We start from the raw sequence: 15,400 nt of genomic DNA, 5'->3' as shown, positions 1-15,400 counted from the left end.
CCGGGAATCGGTTGGCCGTTCGCAGGGTGAACGGCGCTCCGCGCGGTGAGGATGGAGACATGGGATTCCATGTCGATTCCGAGGCCGGGCGGCTGCGCCGCGTCATCCTGCACCGCCCCGATCTGGAGCTGAAGCGGCTCACCCCCAGCAACAAGGACGCGCTCCTGTTCGACGACGTGCTGTGGGTGCGCCGCGCGAGGGAGGAGCACGACGGCTTCGCCGATGTGCTGCGCGACCGCGGTGTGGAGGTCCACCTCTTCGGTGATCTGCTCCGTGAGTCCCTCGACATCCCGGTGGCGCGGCGGCTCGTCCTCGACCGGGTGTTCGAGGAGAAGGAGTACGGGCCGCTCGCCACCGAGCATCTGCGTGCCGTCTTCGAGGAGCTGTCGGCCGCCGAGCTGGCCGAGGCGCTGGTCGGCGGGATGACGAAGCGGGAGTTCCTTGAGCGGCACGCCGAGCCGACGTCCGTCCGCTTCCATGTCATGGACCTGGACGACTTCCTCCTCAACCCGCTGCCCAACCACCTCTTCACCCGCGACACCTCGGCATGGATCTACGACGGGGTGTCCATCAACGCGATGCGCTGGCCGGCCAGGCAGCGCGAGACCGTGCACTTCGAGGCGATCTACCGGCACCATCCGCTGTTCACCGGCCCGGAAGCGGGCGTCTTCCACCACTGGTCGGAGGGGCAGCACGACTACCCGTCCACCATCGAGGGCGGCGACGTCCTCGTGATCGGCCGGGGCGCCGTCCTCATCGGGATGAGCGAGCGCACCACCCCGCAAGCCGTGGAGATGCTCGCCAGGGGTCTCTTCGACGCCGGGTCGGCCCGGACGATCGTGGCGCTCGACATGCCCAAGCGCCGCGCGTTCATGCACCTCGACACGGTGATGACGATGATCGACGGGGACACGTTCACGCAGTACGCCGGGCTGGGGATGCTCCGTTCCTACACGATCGAGCCGGGCAGCGGCCCCCGGGAGCTGAAGGTCACCGACCATCCGCCCGAGCACATGCACCGGGCCGTCGCCGCCGCGCTGGGCCTGGACACGATCCGGGTCCTCACCGCCACCCAGGACGTCCACGCGGCCGAGCGCGAGCAGTGGGACGACGGCTGCAACGTGCTGGCCGTGGAACCCGGGGTCGTCGTCGCGTACGAGCGCAACGCCACCACCAACACCTTTCTGCGCAAGGAGGGCATCGAGGTCATCGAGATCCGCGGCAGTGAGCTGGGGCGGGGCCGAGGCGGTCCGCGCTGCATGAGCTGCCCGGTGGTGCGCGACCCGGTGTGAGCCCGATCCGCCCGGTGGCGCGTGGCCCGGACGGGCTGCCGGGCGGCGCGCGACCGGGCTCCTTCAGGGGCGACCGGGCACCCCACCGCCTCTGTATATCAATGCGTAGTCTCGTATAGACTTCCAGGGTCAGTGTATGCGTGCCCTCAGCCCGACCCAGGAGCAGTCACCATGGCCATAGACCTCGCAGGCCGCCACTTCATCAAGGAGCTGGATTTCACGGCCGAGGAGTTCCGCGGCCTGATCGCTCTGGCTGCCGAGCTCAAGGCCGCCAAGAGGGCGGGCGAGGAGGTGCAGCGGCTGCGGGGGAAGAACATCGCGCTGATCTTCGAGAAGACCTCGACCCGCACCCGTTGCGCCTTCGAGGTGGCCGCCGCCGACCAGGGCGCCTCCACGACGTACCTCGATCCCTCCGGCTCCCAGATGGGCCACAAGGAGTCGGTCATGGACACCGCTCGTGTGCTCGGCCGGATGTTCGACGGCATCGAGTACCGCGGCGACAGCCAGGAGTCGGTCGAGCAGCTGGCGGCGTACAGCGGCGTCCCCGTCTTCAACGGCCTCACCGACGACTGGCACCCCACCCAGATGCTCGCCGACGTCCTCACGATGACCGAGCACAGCGACAAGCCGCTGGACCAGCTGTGCTTCGCCTACCTCGGCGACGCCCGCTTCAACATGGGCAACTCCTACGTGATCACCGGCGCCCTGCTCGGCATGGACGTCCGGATCGTCGCGCCCGAGGCGTACTGGCCGGCCCAGGAGGTCGTGGCGCAGGCCCGCAAGCTCGCGGAGTCCAGCGGTGCGCGCATCACCCTCACCGAGGACATCGCCGAAGGCGTCCGCGGCACCGACTTCGTCGCCACCGACGTCTGGGTCTCCATGGGGGAGCCCAAGGAGGTCTGGGACGAGCGGATCGCCGCGCTCGCGCCGTACGCCGTGACCATGGACGTCCTGCGGGCCAGCGGCAACGACGGCGTCAAGTTCCTGCACTGTCTCCCCGCCTACCACGACCTCGGTACGAAAGTGGCCCGGGAGATCCACGAGCGCCACGGCCTCACCGAGCTGGAGGTCACCGACGAGGTCTTCGAGTCCGGGCACTCCGTCGTCTTCGACGAGGCCGAGAACCGGATGCACACGATCAAGGCAGTCCTCGTGGCCACCATGGCAGGCCAGGGGCAGTACGCATGAGCATGCACCCGATTGGGTGAACATGCGTGGTGGCGCCTACGATGGTGCCACTTGGTGGGGTTCGGGCTCGCACGCTCGAACCCCATTTCTGTGCGCTCGGGCCGAGTCCTCCCCACGGGCTCCTCTGTCCCGCCCGCAGGCCCAGGTCCTCCCCACAGCTTCGCCGCACCACACCCCGCCCCACGCTCCACCAGAGAAGAGAACGTCCCCCCATGAGTTCCCTCCCCTCCCCCCGGACACCCGTGAGCCCGCCGGTGAGCCGGGCGCGCATCAAGAGCCCCGACCTGCTGGTCGCCGAGTCCGGTGCCGACCTGGAGGGCCACGGCCTCCGGCGCACCATGGGGCTGTTCCAGCTCGTCTGCTTCGGGGTCGGCGCGATCGTCGGCACAGGGATCTTCGTCGGCCTGTCCGACAGCGTCGCCGAAGCCGGCCCCGCGGTCGTGGTCTCCTTCGTCCTTGCCGCGGTCACCTGCATCTTCACCGCCTTCTCCTTCGCCGAGCTCGGCGGTGCCATCCCGGTCTCCGGCAGCTCGTACTCGTTCGCCTACGCCACGCTCGGCGAGCGCGTCGCGTTCCTCGTGGGCTGGTGCCTGCTGCTGGAGTACGGCGTCTCGGTCTCCGCGGTCGCTGTCGGCTGGAGCCAGTACGTCAACGAGCTGCTGAACAGCATCTTCGGCTGGGAACTGCCGGCCGCCCTCTCCTCGGGACCCGCGGACGGGGGAGTGGTCAACCTGCCCGCCGTCGTCGTGATCATGATGGCCGCCACTCTGCTGGTGCGCGGCATCCGGGAGAGCGCGGGGGCCACCGCGGCGATGGCGGTCCTCAAGATCGGCATCCTGATCGCGTTCTGCGTGATCGCGTTCACCGCGTTCGAGGACGGAAACCTCTCCCCGTTCGCTCCCGAGGGCGTGGCCGGGGTCACCGCAGGCGCGTCGCTGGCGTTCTTCTCCTACATCGGGTTCGACGCCATCACCACTGCGGGCGAGGAGGTCAAGAACCCCAGGCGGAACATCCCGATCGCGATCATGATCTGCATCGGCCTCGTCACGCTGCTCTACTGCGCGGTCGCCCTCGGTGCCATCGGCGCGCTGGGCGCGGACGCCGTGTCCGACAAGCCGGCCGCGCTCTCGCTGGTGGTCGACCAGGTCACCGACTCCGAGGTCGGCGGCGGGATCATCGCCTTCGGCGCGGTGGTCGCGATCGCGTCCGTCGTGCTCGCGGTGATGTACGGGCAGACCCGGATCCTGATGTCGATGTCCCGCGACGGACTGATTCCCCGGGTCTTCGAGCGGGTCTCGCCCCGGACGCACACACCGGTGGCCAACACCTGGATCGTGGCGCTCCTCTTCGCGATCCCGGCGGCCTTCTCCTCCCTGGACGTCGTGGTGAACCTGACGACCATCGGCACCCTCGCGATCATGGCGGTGGTGAACATCGCGGTGATCGCGCTGCGCCGCCGCAACCCGGAGCTGAAGCGCTCCTTCCGGGTGCCGCTCTACCCGCTCAGCCCGGTCCTGGGCGTCGCCTTCTGCCTGTACCTGATGTACGGGACGGGCTGGTCGACCTGGGTGCAGTTCGTGGTCTTCCTGGCGGTCGGTGCCCTCGTGTACGCCGGCTACGGGCGCAGCCGGTCCCGGCTGGTCAGCCCCGGGGGCCGGGCGGCGGCACCGACGGAAGGGTGAACCAGACGGCCTTGCCGTGCTCGGTGGCGCGATGACCGCAGGCGGAGCTGAGGGTGCGGATCAGGACCAGTCCCCGGCCGTGCTCCTGCCATGGGTCCGGTTCGCTGCCGGGCCGGGGGCGTGTCAGGTCTCCGGGCGGACCGGGGTCGTGATCGTGCACCTCGACCTGGCAACCGGTCGCCATGAGCTCCACGACCAGTTCGATGGGCCCCGCGCCGTCGGTGTGCTCCACGGCGTTGGCGACCAGTTCCGCCGTGAGGAGCTCTGCCGTGTCGCTGTCCGCCGGTGCGTCGATGTCCGCCAGTGCCGTACGGATGAGGGCACGGGCGATCGGCACGGCGGCCGTGGAGTGCGGCAGTGCGACGCGCCAGGAGGTGGGCACGGGGGCGGGGGCGTCGGGCGGCAAGGCGGTTTCCGTTCGGGAGCGGGACATCCTGCACCGGGCTTCCCTGCCGAGCTGCACCGGAGGGTCGTACCGGACGTCTGTACGGAGATTTCTGTACGGAGAATTCAGTACGGAGATTTCAGTAACGAAGGTTCTGTACCGATGTTCCGTACGGAGGCTCTGTACCGAAGTTCTGCACCGAAAGTTCTGTACCAGGACTTCCTGGGTTCAACCTTACGAAGTGGACCGCCTCAGACATAGGGGCGGTCGACCGGTACAAACGGGACCTTCGCCACACCGGCGCGACGGATCAGTTATTGCGTACTCATGACGGAAGTCACGTATGGGTGATAACTTCGAAGCGGATCACAGCAGCCCGACGGCTGAAGGGGACCCCTTCCATGAGCCCGTTCACCGGCTCCGTCCCGCGTACGGAGCGATGGGAACATCTGCGCCTGACGAGGCACGACGGGGTGGCGACCGTCACCCTCGCCCGGCCCGAGAAGCTCAACGCGCTCACCTTCGGCGCCTATGCCGACCTGCGCGACCTCCTCGCCGAGCTCTCCCGTGAACGCTCCGTGCGCGCGCTCGTGCTCGCGGGTGAGGGGCGCGGATTCTGCTCCGGCGGCGATGTCGACGAGATCATCGGCGCCACGCTCGCCATGGACACCGCGCAGCTGCTCGACTTCAACCGGATGACCGGACAGGTCGTACGGGCCCTGCGGGAGTGCCCCTTCCCCGTCATCGCCGCCGTGCACGGGGTCGCCGCCGGGGCCGGGGCGGTCATCGCGCTCGCCGCCGACTTCCGCGTCGCCGACCCCTCAGCCCGCTTCGCCTTCCTCTTCACCAAGGTGGGTCTCTCCGGCGGCGACATGGGGGCCGCCTACCTCCTGCCGCGTGTCGTCGGCCTCGGTCACGCCACCCGGCTCCTGATGCTCGGCGAACCCGTCCGCGCCCCCGAGGCCGAGCGGATCGGAATGATCAGCGAGATGGCCGAGGAGGGCAGGGCCGACGTACGGGCCGCGGAGCTCGCCCGCCGGCTGGCCGACGGCCCCGCACTCGCACTCACCCAGACCAAGGCACTGCTCACCGCCGAGCTCGACATGCCGCTCGCGGCGTCCGTCGAACTGGACGCCGCCACGCAGGCGCTTCTCATGAACGGCGAGGACTACGCAGAGTTCCACGCCGCCTTCACCGAGAAGCGGCCGCCGAAGTGGCAGGGCCGGTAGCGCGATGCCCTCCTCCGCTCCAGGCACTTCGCGCACCGGACGGATCGCGGTCATCGGCGGCGGGCCCGGCGGGCTCTACGCCGCGGCCCTCCTCAAGCGGCTCGACCCCCGGCGCGAGATCACCGTCTGGGAGCGCAACGCACCCGACGACACGTTCGGATTCGGTGTGGTCCTGTCCGACGAGACGCTCGGCGGCATCGAGCACGCCGACCCCGTCGTGTACGCGGCACTGCGGGACGAGTTCGTCCGCTGGGACACCATCGACGTCGTCCACCGGGGCACCACCCAGACCTCGGACGGCCACGGCTTCGCCGCGCTGGGCCGCCGTCGGCTCCTGCAGATCCTGCACGAGCGCTGCGCGTCCCTGGGCGTACGGCTCCGCTTCGGGGCCGAGGCCCCGCCCGCCGCCGAGCTCGCCGCCCACCACGACCTGGTCATCGCCGCCGACGGCGTGCGCAGCGCCACCCGCGAGGACCGTGCCGCCCACTTCGGCCCGCGGATCTCCACCCACCGCAACCGCTACATCTGGCTCGCCGCCGACTTCGCGTTCGACGCGTTCCGCTTCGAGATCGCCGAGACCGAGTACGGCGTGATGCAGCTGCACGCCTACCCCTTCTCGCCCGACGCCTCCACCGTCATCGTCGAGATGCGCGAAGAGGTCTGGCGGGCGGCCGGTCTCGACACGTGTGATGCCACCGAGTCGACCGAACGCTGCGCCAAGGTCTTCGCCGAGGCCCTCGGCGGCCGGCCGCTGCGCTCCAACAACTCCTCCTGGCTGACCTTCGCCACCGTCACCAACACCCACTGGGCCCACGGGAACACGGTCCTCATCGGCGATGCCGCCCACACCGCCCACTTCTCCATCGGATCGGGCACCAAACTCGCCGTCGAGGACGCCCTCGCGCTGGCCGCCTGCATCGAGGAGCAGCCCGACCTGCCCACCGCCCTCGCCGCGTACGAGGCCGAGCGACGCCCGGTCGTCCTGTCCACGCAGCGCGCCGCGGCGGCGAGCCTGCGCTGGTTCGAGGAACTCCCGCTGTACGTGGACCAGCCGCCCAGGAGGTTCGCCTTCAACCTCCTCACCCGCAGCCGCCGCGTCACCCACGGCAATCTGCGGCTGCGCGACTCCGACTTCACCGGAGCCGTCGAGGCGGAGTTCGGCTGCCCGCAGGGAACCCCGCCGATGTTCACCCCGCTACGGCTGCGCGGCCTCGAACTCCGCAACCGCGTCGTCGTCTCGCCCATGGACATGTACTCCGCCGTCGACGGGATGCCCGGCGACTTCCACCTCGTCCACCTGGGTGCCCGCGCGCTCGGCGGCGCCGGACTCACCATGACCGAGATGGTGTGCGTGAGCCCCGAAGGCCGCATCACCCCCGGCTGCACCGGCCTGTGGACCGACGAACAGGCCACCGCCTGGAGCAGGATCACCCGCTTCGTCCACGACTCCGCCCCCGGCGCCGCGATCGGCGTCCAGCTCGGCCACTCCGGCCGCAAGGGCTCCACGAAACTGATGTGGGACGGCATCGACCAGCCGCTGGACGAAGGCAACTGGCCACTGAGCGCCGCCTCCCCGCTCCCGTACGCACCGGGCGTCAGCCGGCTCCCGCACGCCCTGGACCGGGCCGGGCTCGACACCGTCCGTACCCAGTTCACCGACGCCGCCCGGCGGGCCGCCCGCTGCGGGTTCGACCTCCTCGAACTGCACTGTGCGCACGGCTATCTGCTCTCCGGCTTCCTCTCCCCGCTCACCAACCGGCGCACCGACGCCTACGGCGGGCGCCTGGAGAACCGCCTCCGCTTCCCCCTGGAGGTCTTCGACGCGGTCCGTGAGGTGTGGCCCGAGGACAGGCCCATGACCGTCCGGATCTCCGCCACCGACTGGGCCGAGGGAGGTACGAGCCCCGAGGACGCCCTCGGGATCGCCCGCGCCTTCGCCGAACACGGCGCCGACGCCATCGACGTCTCCACCGGCCAGGTCGTCCCGGACGAACGCCCCGAGTACGGCCGCTCCTACCAGACCCCGTACGCCGACCGGATCCGCAACACCCTGGACGTTCCCGTCATCGCGGTCGGCGCCATCTCCTCCTGGGACGACGTCAATTCACTGCTCCTCGCCGGCCGTGCCGACCTCTGCGCCCTGGCCCGCCCGCATCTGTACGACCCGCACTGGACCCTGCACGCCGCCGCCGAACAGGGTTACGAGGGACCGGGCGCCCCCTGGCCCCTCCCGTACCGTGCGGGCAGCCGCACCCCGCCGACGGGCCGCACCGACGCACCCAAGCCCCGGCTCACCCTGGGCTGAGCGTCAGACATTCGTGGCAGCGGCAGGGCTGGGGATGAGGCGAGCCCCACGAGGTGGTGCGGTACTCGGCCGCCAGCCGTTCGAGCAGTACGGCCAGCTCCTCGGCGTCCTGTCGGCTCGGCCGGCAGCCGCCCGCGCCTGCCTCCTCGCACAGCCGCAGCACGGTCGGGCTGTGGACCGGCACGGCGCGGAAGGTGTGCAGGTTGCGCGTCGCCATGTCGATGGTGATGTACGTGCCCGTGTGGCGCCCGCGTCCGATCGTGGTCAGCTGCTCGTGGGCCATTCCCGGGTAGGTCGAGACCACATGCACCTTGGAGCCGCCCCGGTAGGACTTGGTGCCCGGCCGGAGCTCCTGCCCGCCGTCCCCGTACCGCCGCCAGCGCACCACGTTCGCGGCGACCAGCCAGGCCTGTTCCGGTGGCGTCTCCCGCTCCCCGTCGGTCACTTCGGCTCCGCGGTGATCAGCAGCCGGTCGGAGACGGCCTCGTAGCCGATGCGCCGGTACACCCCGTTGCTCGTCGGATTCGCGAGGTCGGTGAAGAGCAGCACCTCCTCGGCGCCGGCCTCCCGTGCCGCCCGGCTGACCTCCGCCGTCACCGCCGCCGCGTACCCCCGGCCGCGGTGCTCCGGGGGCGTGTAGACCGTCGTCACCCGCACCGTGCCCGCGATCCTGCGCGAGACGCCCGCCATCGACACCGGGACACCGTCGTCCTCCCAGAGGGTCAGCCCGCCGTGCGACGTCCGGTCGTCCACGATCCGTTCGGCCCGGTCGCCCGACTGTCCCGTCTGTTCGCCGAAGGCCCGGAACCAGTCGATGAGCAGCGCGCGGTCGGCACCGGTCGCGGTACGCGGCCGTCCGGCGGGCGCCGGGGAGGGCGGAACCAACTCGCCCAGGCGGTACAGCCGGTGCTCCTCGTCGACACGGTGGCCGGGCCAGCGGGCGGCCAGCGCCTCGGCGGTGGCGCGGTCCGCGTTGATGCCGGGCAGGGCGAGCCCCTCGGCCAGCGGACCGATCGCCTCCGGAGCCACCGTGCCCAGGATCGGCACGAACGGCGGCGTCCGCACGAGCGTCCCGGCGACCTGCCCGTCGGCCCCGCGCCACCACCCCAGCAGCGGGGTGCCCTCGCCGTAGGCGTGCGGACCGCTGTGCCGCAGGGTCGCGGTGACGGTCAGTACCAGGGTGTTCTCCGCGGGCCGGGCGGCCAGCGACGCGCCGGCCGCGTCCAGGAAGACACCGACGTCATCAGTGAAGGTCCAGGTCATGCCTCATCCTGCCGGGTCGGCAGCCTTCGGGGCACCCCGATTTCATCCCGCGTCGGCCTTCGAGCCCACGAACTCCGCGCCCGCGTCACGCAGTTGTGCGTGCAGCCGCCCGAACACCTCCGCCGAGCGGCCGCCGGGCCAGTCCTTGGGCAGCAGTTCCTCGGGCAGCCCGGGATCCGCGTACGGCAGCCGCCGCCAGGAATCCAGGGCGAGGAGGTAGTCCCGGTAGGCACCCTCCGGGTCGGGCGCGCCCCCGCCGGACCGTGCCTCCCAGCCCCGCAGCACGGGCTCCTGCTGCTCCAGGAAGTCCAGATGGAGCCGGGCGATCGCGTCCAGGTCCCACCAGCGGGTCACCGACTCCTTCGTCGCGGCGAAACCGAGGTGTTCCCCGCGGAACAGCTCCACGTACGGGGCGAGTTCCAGCCGCTCCAGGGTGTGCCGGGTCTCCTCGTACAGTCCGGCGGGCGCGATCCACACCCCGGGGGCGGCCGCGCCGAAGCCGAGGTTGCCGAGGCGGGAGCGCAGCAGGTGACGCTTGTGGCGCTCCGCCTCCGGTACGGAGAAGACGGCGAGCACCCAGCCCTCCCGGAGACCGGGCGCCGGATGCCGGTAGATCCGCCGGTCGCCGTCGTCGAGCAGCTGACGTGCGTCGGCCGACAGGGCGTATCCGGCGGCCCCGTCCGCCGTCCGGGCGGGGACGAGCAGCTCACGGCGCTTGAGCCGGGAGACGGAGGAGCGTACGGAGGGAGCGTCGACGCCGACCGCGTGCAGCAGCCGGATCAGCTCGGACACCGCCAGCGGGGCGTTGTCCGCGGAGCGACCGTACGCGCCGTAGAGGGTGACGATCAGGGAACGGGGAGAGTGCTCGGCCACGTGATCACTCTAGAGCGACTCGGCCGTGCGGGTCCGGGGAGGTGCGCAGGAGGAAGCGCTGGAGTTTGCCGGTCGCGGTCCGCGGGAGCGAGGGCAGGAACTCGATGGCACGAGGGCATTTGTGGGGCGCGAGCTCCGACTTCACATGGGCGCACAGGGAGTCGGCCGACTGCTCGGCACCCTCGCGGAGCACCACGTACGCGGCCACGATCTGACCGCGCAGCTCGTCCGCCCGGCCCACCACCGCCGCCTCCACGACGTCGGGATGGCGCAGGAGGGCTTCCTCGACCTCGGGGCCCGCGATGTTGTAGCCGGAGGAGATGATCATGTCGTCGGCGCGGGCGACGTAGCGGAAGTAGCCGTCGGGCTCGCGGACGTAGGTGTCGCCGGTGATGTTCCAGCCGTGGCGTACGTACTGGCTCTGGCGCTCGTCGGCGAGGTAGCGGCAGCCGACCGGTCCGCGCACCGCCAGCAGGCCGGGTTCGCCGTCGGGCAGTTCCTCGCCGTCGCTGTCGACCACCCGCGCCTGCCAGCCGGGCACGGGTGTGCCCGTCGTGCCGGGGCGGATCGCCTCGTCGGCCGCGGAGATGAAGATGTGCAGCAGCTCGGTGGCCCCGATGCCGTTGATGATGCGCAGACCCGTCCGCTCGTGCCAGGACTGCCAGGTGGCCGCGGGCAGGTTCTCCCCGGCCGAGACGCAGCGCCGCAGCGCGGAGAGGTCGTGGCCGTCGAGTTCGTCGAGCATCAGGCGGTACGCGGTCGGCGCGGTGAACAGCACCGAGACCCGGTGGGCGGCGAGCGCGGGCAGGAGCTGCTTGGGGCCGGCCTGCTCCAGCAGCAGGGACGAGGCCCCGGCCCGCAGCGGAAAGATCACCAGACCGCCGAGCCCGAAGGTGAAGCCGAGCGGGGGGCTGCCGGTGAACACGTCGTCCGGGCCGGGCCGCAGGACGTGGTGGGCGAAGGTGTCGGCGATGGCCAGCACATCGCGGTGGACGTGCATACAGCCCTTGGGCCGTCCGGTGGTCCCCGACGTGAACGCGATGAGGGCGACGTCGTCGGCGGCGGTGTCCACCGCCCGGTAGGGACCCGGCCGGGCCGCCGCGAGCTGCGTCAGGTCGTCGGGGGCACCTCCGCCGAACGCCGTGACCCGCAGCCCCGGTACCTGCGCCTTCAGCAGGTCCTCGACCGACCTGATGTCGCACAGGGCATGACCGACCCGGGCGAGGAGACAGATCGTGGCGAGTTCCGTCGGCCGCTGCTGGGCCAGTACGGTCACGGCGACCGCGCCCGCCTTCATCACGGCGAGCCAGCAGGCGGCGAGCCACGGGGTGGTGGGGCCGCGCAGCAGCACCCGGTTGCCGGGGACGACGCCGAGGTCGTCGGTCAGTACATGGGCGATCCGGTCCACCCGGTCCCGCAGTTCCCCGTAGCTCCAGACTCCGCCGTCCGGGCTGCGGAAGGCGGGGCGGTCGTCCCCGAAGCGCTCCGCGGTCCGGTCGAGCAGCTCGTACCCGCAGTTCAGCCGGTCGGGATAGAGCAGCTCCGGGAGGTCGAAGACCAGCTCGGGCCACTGTCCGGCGGGCGGGAGATGGTCGCGCGCGAACGTGTCGGAGTGAGCACTTGCGGTACCTGACGGCTTCATGAAGCATCGCCCCCTTGTCGCCCTTGGAGCGTATCGTTTGAGTGACGGCAGTCAACAGTCCGCGATAGGTCCGCGAAGAGTCGTGACAAGAGAGGCGCCGGTATGACGGCATTCTCCCTCGATCCCGGTCAAACCGCATGGTGCGACGAGCTGTACACCCTCTCGGGGGAACAGCTGCGCCCACTCGCGGAGAAGGGCACCCCCGGCCGTGTCAACCGCCCGCTGGTCGCCGCACTCGGCGAGCTGGGCCTCCTCGGCCGGATGCTGGGATCCGGCGCGCTCGACCTCTGCCTGCTGCGCGAGTCCCTGGCCCGCGGCTGTACCGAGGCGGAGACCGCGCTCGCACTCCAGGGCCTCGGTACGTATCCCGTCGTCCAGGCGGGCACCCCGCTCCAGCGCGAGCGCTGGCTCCCCGAGGTGAGTGCCGGCCGCGCCGTGGCCGCTTTCGCGCTCAGCGAGCCGGGCGCCGGATCCGACGCGGCGGCACTCGCCCTCGATGCCCGGCGCTCCGCGGGCGGCTGGCGGCTGACCGGGGAGAAGTGCTGGATCTCCAACGCCCCGGAGGCCGACTTCTACACCGTCTTCGCCCGTACGGCGGAGGGCGAAGGGGCCCGCGGCGTCACCGCGTTCCTCGTACCCGCCGACCGCCCCGGACTCACCGGAACGGCCCTGGACATGCTCTCCCCGCACCCCATCGGCACCCTCGACTTCGACGGCGTACCCGTCACGGGCGACGATGTCCTCGGCGAACCCGGCCGGGGCTTCCGGGTCGCCATGAACACCCTGAACCTCTTCAGGCCGAGCGTCGGCGCGTTCGCCGTCGGCATGGCGCGCGCCGCGCTGGACGCCACCCTGGAACACACGGCGCACCGCACCGCGTTCGGCGGACCGCTCAAGGACCTCCAGGCCGTCTCCCACCAGGTCGCCGAAATGGCCACCCGCACCGAGGCCGCCCGGCTCCTGGTGTACGCGGCCGCGGCGGCGTACGACGCGGGTGAGCCCGGAGTGCCCGGGCGCGCCGCCATGGCGAAGCTGTACGCCACCGAGACCGCGCAGTTCGTCGTCGACGCGGCCGTCCAGTTGCACGGCGCACGCGCGCTGCGCCGCGGCCATCTGCTCGAACATCTCTACCGGGAGGTCCGCGCGCCCCGGATCTACGAGGGTGCCACCGAGGTACAGCGCACCATCATCGCCAAGGAGTTGTACGCGACACAGGAGACGCCCGTATGAACCCGCTCACCCGGATCAACCCCACCGAGCTCGCCCCGCCCACCGGCTTCTCGCACGCCGTCGCGGTCAGCGGCGGCCGGCTGGTCTTCCTGGCCGGCCAGACCGCCCTCGACGGAGACGGAAAGGTCCTCGGCGCCACCCTGCCCGAACAGTTCGAGACGGCGCTCGGCAATCTGCTCACCGCCCTGCGCGCGGCGGGCGGCTCCCCGGCCGCCCTGGCCCGGGTCACCGTGTACGCCACGGATGTCGCCGACTACCGCTCCCACGCCCCCGAACTGGGCAGGATCTGGCGCAGGCTGGCGGGGCGCGAGTACCCGGCCATGGCTGTCATCGGGGTGGCCAGGCTCTGGGACGAACAGGCGCTGGTCGAGCTGGACGGTGTCGCGGTGCTGGACTGAGAGCCCGGACAGCACGCACGGCGAAAGGCGGCCGGGGCAGCCGAAGGACCGGCTGCCCCGGCCCCGGTGGCTCAGTACGGCTTGACCAGCACGTGTGCGGCGCCCGGGATGCCGATCTTGAGGAGCTCGTCCTCCTCGGGGGTCGTCGCGCCGCCCGTCTCCTGCTTCAGGAGCGCGCGCGACAGGTTCTGCACGAACATGGCGCGCGGACGCCGGCGGGCCTCCCAGGCAGCGAGCGCCGCGGACACGCCGTCCTCGGCGTCCAGCGACTCGGCCAGCACCAGCGCGTCCTCCACCGCCATGGCCGCACCCTGCGCGAGATGCGGGGTGCTCGCGTGCGCGGCATCACCGGCGATGACGATCCGTCCGACGTGCCAGGGCGCGTCCACCGTGACCTGTGAGATCCGCGAGTACACGACGGCGTCCGGGTCCGTGACATGCGTGAGCGCCTCTGCGACCGGCCCGGAGAACGCGGCAAGCCGCTCCGCGAGCTGCTCGTGGGCACGCGCGGGATCCGGCCGGAAGTCCGCCGTCTCGGCGAACACCGCTCCCAGGTACATGAGTTCGTCCGTGATCGGCGTGAGCAGCGCCTTCGCTGCCTGGTTGCCCGTGCTCATCACGACACCCTGGACGGCGGGCAGGCGCGGCACGGTGACCCGCCAGTTGGCGAAGCCGGTGTACTCGGCCGAGAAGCGGTCGCCGTACAGCCGGGTCCGCAGCGGGGAGCCGATGCCGTCGAAGCCGACGACCAGGTCCCAGCGGCCCGTCGAGCCGTCGGACAGGGTCGCATCGACCCCGGCACCGTCGTCGGCCAGCTCCTCGATCGTCGTACCGAAGCGGATCGCGACCCCGTGAGCCGCGGCGGCGTCCCCGAGCACCCTGGCCAGGGCGGGGCGCGGGATGCCGTTGCCGCACGGGGCGTCGCCCATCCGGGGCTGCGGGATCTTGGCGAGTGTGGCGCCGGCCGGATCGCAGATGGTCAGCACCTCCCACTCGAAGCCCGCCGCGACGCAGGCGTCGAGCACGCCGATCTCGCGCATGACGTGAAGGGCGTTGGACGGCTGGATGATGCCGACGCCCAGTGCGTCCAGCTCGTCGCGGAGCTCGGCGACCTCGACCGTGTGACCGCGCCGGGCGAGCGCGACGGCGAGTGTCAGACCGCCGATTCCGCCGCCATGTATCAGTACACGCAGGGGTGTTGCCATCTCAGATCTCTCCAGAGCGAGAAGAATGAAGACACGTTGCCCCAGGCTCGCATGTGGGGCGGGGAGCGCCCGCACGGTCCTCCCCGTGTCCGTCGAAGTCTCGGGATGCCGGGGCCGGCCGGGTAGCGGAGCGCCTGCTCCGGGGTGACGCTGGAGAAGTCGGTATTCCGTATACAGCCCGACGCACGCGACGGGAAGGCCAGCGGTGACCAGCGAACCGCCTCCGCACCCTGCGACCAGGTCGTACGACGGTGAAGGCATCACCGTGAGCTACGACGCGCACCGCTGCCAGCACGCCGCCGAATGCGTGCACGGGCTGCCCGATGTCTTCCAGGCCGGGCGCAGGCCGTGGATCATGCCCGAGGCCGCGCCGGCCGACGAGGTGGCGGACGTCATCCGGCGCTGCCCCAGCGGAGCCCTCCAGTACCACCGCACCGACGGGCTGGCGGACGAGGTCCCCGACGTGCCGACGCACGTCTCCCTGCACGGCGACGGGGTGCTCCATGTGCGAGGGGACCTGGAGGTGGCCACACCGGAGGGCCCCCGGCGGGAGACCCGGGTGATGCTGTGTGGCTGCGGGCGGACCGGGAACACGCCGTTCTGTGACCACAGCGGAGCGTGCGCCGACCACGTCTGAGCGCGGCCGGGAGCAGGACCGAGCCCGTGCGGCGCGCCGGACGGGTGAATGCGGCCGGGGGATATATCTGT

Annotated in this window: 14 protein-coding genes; 8 read left to right on the top strand and 6 right to left on the bottom strand. The window is 71.4% G+C overall.

The genetic code is table 11. From position 1 onward, the window contains the following. Positions 1–59 precede the first annotated feature (59 nt). The 3 genes from OG257_RS09690 (at position 60) to OG257_RS09680 (ending at position 4,162) form a co-directional block, all read left to right on the top strand. Positions 60–1,292, top strand: a complete 1,233-nt coding sequence (locus tag OG257_RS09690; protein ID WP_329206518.1) for an arginine deiminase — start codon at positions 60–62, stop codon at positions 1,290–1,292. Positions 1,293–1,463: 171 nt separating this feature from the next. Then, complete coding sequence (argF, locus tag OG257_RS09685; RefSeq protein ID WP_329206517.1) at positions 1,464–2,480, top strand: ornithine carbamoyltransferase; 1,017 nt, start codon at positions 1,464–1,466, stop codon at positions 2,478–2,480. Positions 2,481–2,692: 212 nt separating this feature from the next. Beyond that, positions 2,693–4,162 carry an amino acid permease gene (locus OG257_RS09680; protein WP_329206515.1) on the top strand — a complete coding sequence of 490 codons (1,470 nt, stop codon included), beginning with the start codon at positions 2,693–2,695 and terminating at the stop codon, positions 4,160–4,162. Here OG257_RS09680 and OG257_RS09675 read toward each other — a convergent pair. Beyond that, positions 4,122–4,568, bottom strand: a complete 447-nt coding sequence (locus OG257_RS09675; protein WP_329215002.1) for an ATP-binding protein — start codon at positions 4,566–4,568, stop codon at positions 4,122–4,124. The two genes, OG257_RS09680 and OG257_RS09675, sit on opposite strands and share 41 nt — an antisense overlap. Positions 4,569–4,948: 380 nt before the next feature. On the opposite strand from OG257_RS09675, the gene OG257_RS09670 reads away from it, so the two are divergent. Together OG257_RS09670 and OG257_RS09665 are read left to right on the top strand one after the other, a co-directional pair. Beyond that, entirely contained in the window at positions 4,949–5,776 is an 828-nt protein-coding gene (locus tag OG257_RS09670; RefSeq protein WP_329206514.1) for an enoyl-CoA hydratase family protein, read from the top strand. A 4-nt stretch (positions 5,777–5,780) separates the two neighbouring features. Continuing rightward, positions 5,781–8,081 carry a bifunctional salicylyl-CoA 5-hydroxylase/oxidoreductase gene (locus tag OG257_RS09665; RefSeq protein ID WP_329206513.1) on the top strand — a complete coding sequence of 767 codons (2,301 nt, stop codon included), beginning with the start codon at positions 5,781–5,783 and terminating at the stop codon, positions 8,079–8,081. On the opposite strand, the gene OG257_RS09660 is transcribed toward OG257_RS09665, so the two are convergent. The 4 genes from OG257_RS09660 to OG257_RS09645 are packed head-to-tail and all read right to left on the bottom strand — an operon-like array spanning position 8,068 to position 11,859. After that, on the bottom strand, positions 8,068–8,526 hold the full coding sequence (locus OG257_RS09660; RefSeq protein ID WP_329206511.1) for a hypothetical protein: 459 nt from the start codon (positions 8,524–8,526) through the stop codon (positions 8,068–8,070). The two genes, OG257_RS09665 and OG257_RS09660, sit on opposite strands and share 14 nt — an antisense overlap. Further along, complete coding sequence (locus tag OG257_RS09655; RefSeq protein WP_329206510.1) at positions 8,523–9,344, bottom strand: GNAT family N-acetyltransferase; 822 nt, start codon at positions 9,342–9,344, stop codon at positions 8,523–8,525. The genes OG257_RS09660 and OG257_RS09655 overlap by 4 nt, the downstream gene beginning before the upstream one ends. A gap of 42 nt (positions 9,345–9,386) precedes the next feature. Continuing rightward, the gene (locus OG257_RS09650) at positions 9,387–10,217 is read right to left on the bottom strand and encodes a PaaX family transcriptional regulator (protein ID WP_329206508.1); all 831 of its coding nucleotides are present in this window, start codon (positions 10,215–10,217) and stop codon (positions 9,387–9,389) included. Between the two features lie 4 nt (positions 10,218–10,221). Continuing rightward, positions 10,222–11,859, bottom strand: coding sequence for an AMP-binding protein (locus OG257_RS09645; protein ID WP_329206507.1), 1,638 nt, complete (start codon positions 11,857–11,859; stop codon positions 10,222–10,224). A 102-nt stretch (positions 11,860–11,961) separates the two neighbouring features. On the opposite strand from OG257_RS09645, the gene OG257_RS09640 reads away from it, so the two are divergent. Beyond that, on the top strand, positions 11,962–13,089 hold the full coding sequence (locus OG257_RS09640; protein WP_329206506.1) for an acyl-CoA dehydrogenase family protein: 1,128 nt from the start codon (positions 11,962–11,964) through the stop codon (positions 13,087–13,089). Beyond that, positions 13,086–13,487, top strand: coding sequence for a RidA family protein (locus tag OG257_RS09635; RefSeq protein ID WP_329206504.1), 402 nt, complete (start codon positions 13,086–13,088; stop codon positions 13,485–13,487). The genes OG257_RS09640 and OG257_RS09635 overlap by 4 nt, the downstream gene beginning before the upstream one ends. 71 nt (positions 13,488–13,558) lie before the next feature. Here OG257_RS09635 and OG257_RS09630 read toward each other — a convergent pair whose 3' ends face one another. Continuing rightward, a complete protein-coding gene (locus OG257_RS09630; protein ID WP_329206503.1) occupies positions 13,559–14,692 on the bottom strand; it encodes an FAD-dependent monooxygenase in 1,134 nt (377 codons plus the stop codon). A gap of 205 nt (positions 14,693–14,897) precedes the next feature. Here OG257_RS09630 and OG257_RS09625 point away from each other — a divergent pair, with 205 nt between their 5' ends. Beyond that, on the top strand, positions 14,898–15,329 hold the full coding sequence (locus OG257_RS09625; RefSeq protein ID WP_329206502.1) for a (4Fe-4S)-binding protein: 432 nt from the start codon (positions 14,898–14,900) through the stop codon (positions 15,327–15,329). Positions 15,330–15,400: the final 71 nt, after the last annotated feature.

The organism is Streptomyces sp. NBC_00683 (assembly GCF_036226745.1).
GTDB lineage: Bacteria > Actinomycetota > Actinomycetes > Streptomycetales > Streptomycetaceae > Streptomyces.
This window is presented reverse-complemented; position numbering and strand designations above follow the sequence as displayed.

Bases quoted from the DNA above. Each gene is read 5' to 3' on its own strand.
- OG257_RS09630 (WP_329206503.1), bottom strand. From the start codon at position 14,692: ATGGCAACACCCCTGCGTGTACTGATACATGGCGGCGGAATCGGCGGT.
- OG257_RS09665 (WP_329206513.1), top strand. From the start codon at position 5,781: ATGCCCTCCTCCGCTCCAGGCACTTCGCGCACCGGACGGATCGCGGTC.
- OG257_RS09690 (WP_329206518.1), top strand. From the start codon at position 60: ATGGGATTCCATGTCGATTCCGAGGCCGGGCGGCTGCGCCGCGTCATC.
- OG257_RS09655 (WP_329206510.1), bottom strand. From the start codon at position 9,344: ATGACCTGGACCTTCACTGATGACGTCGGTGTCTTCCTGGACGCGGCC.
- argF (WP_329206517.1), top strand. From the start codon at position 1,464: ATGGCCATAGACCTCGCAGGCCGCCACTTCATCAAGGAGCTGGATTTC.
- OG257_RS09680 (WP_329206515.1), top strand. From the start codon at position 2,693: ATGAGTTCCCTCCCCTCCCCCCGGACACCCGTGAGCCCGCCGGTGAGC.
- OG257_RS09670 (WP_329206514.1), top strand. From the start codon at position 4,949: ATGAGCCCGTTCACCGGCTCCGTCCCGCGTACGGAGCGATGGGAACAT.
- OG257_RS09640 (WP_329206506.1), top strand. From the start codon at position 11,962: ATGACGGCATTCTCCCTCGATCCCGGTCAAACCGCATGGTGCGACGAG.
- OG257_RS09645 (WP_329206507.1), bottom strand. From the start codon at position 11,859: ATGAAGCCGTCAGGTACCGCAAGTGCTCACTCCGACACGTTCGCGCGC.
- OG257_RS09635 (WP_329206504.1), top strand. From the start codon at position 13,086: ATGAACCCGCTCACCCGGATCAACCCCACCGAGCTCGCCCCGCCCACC.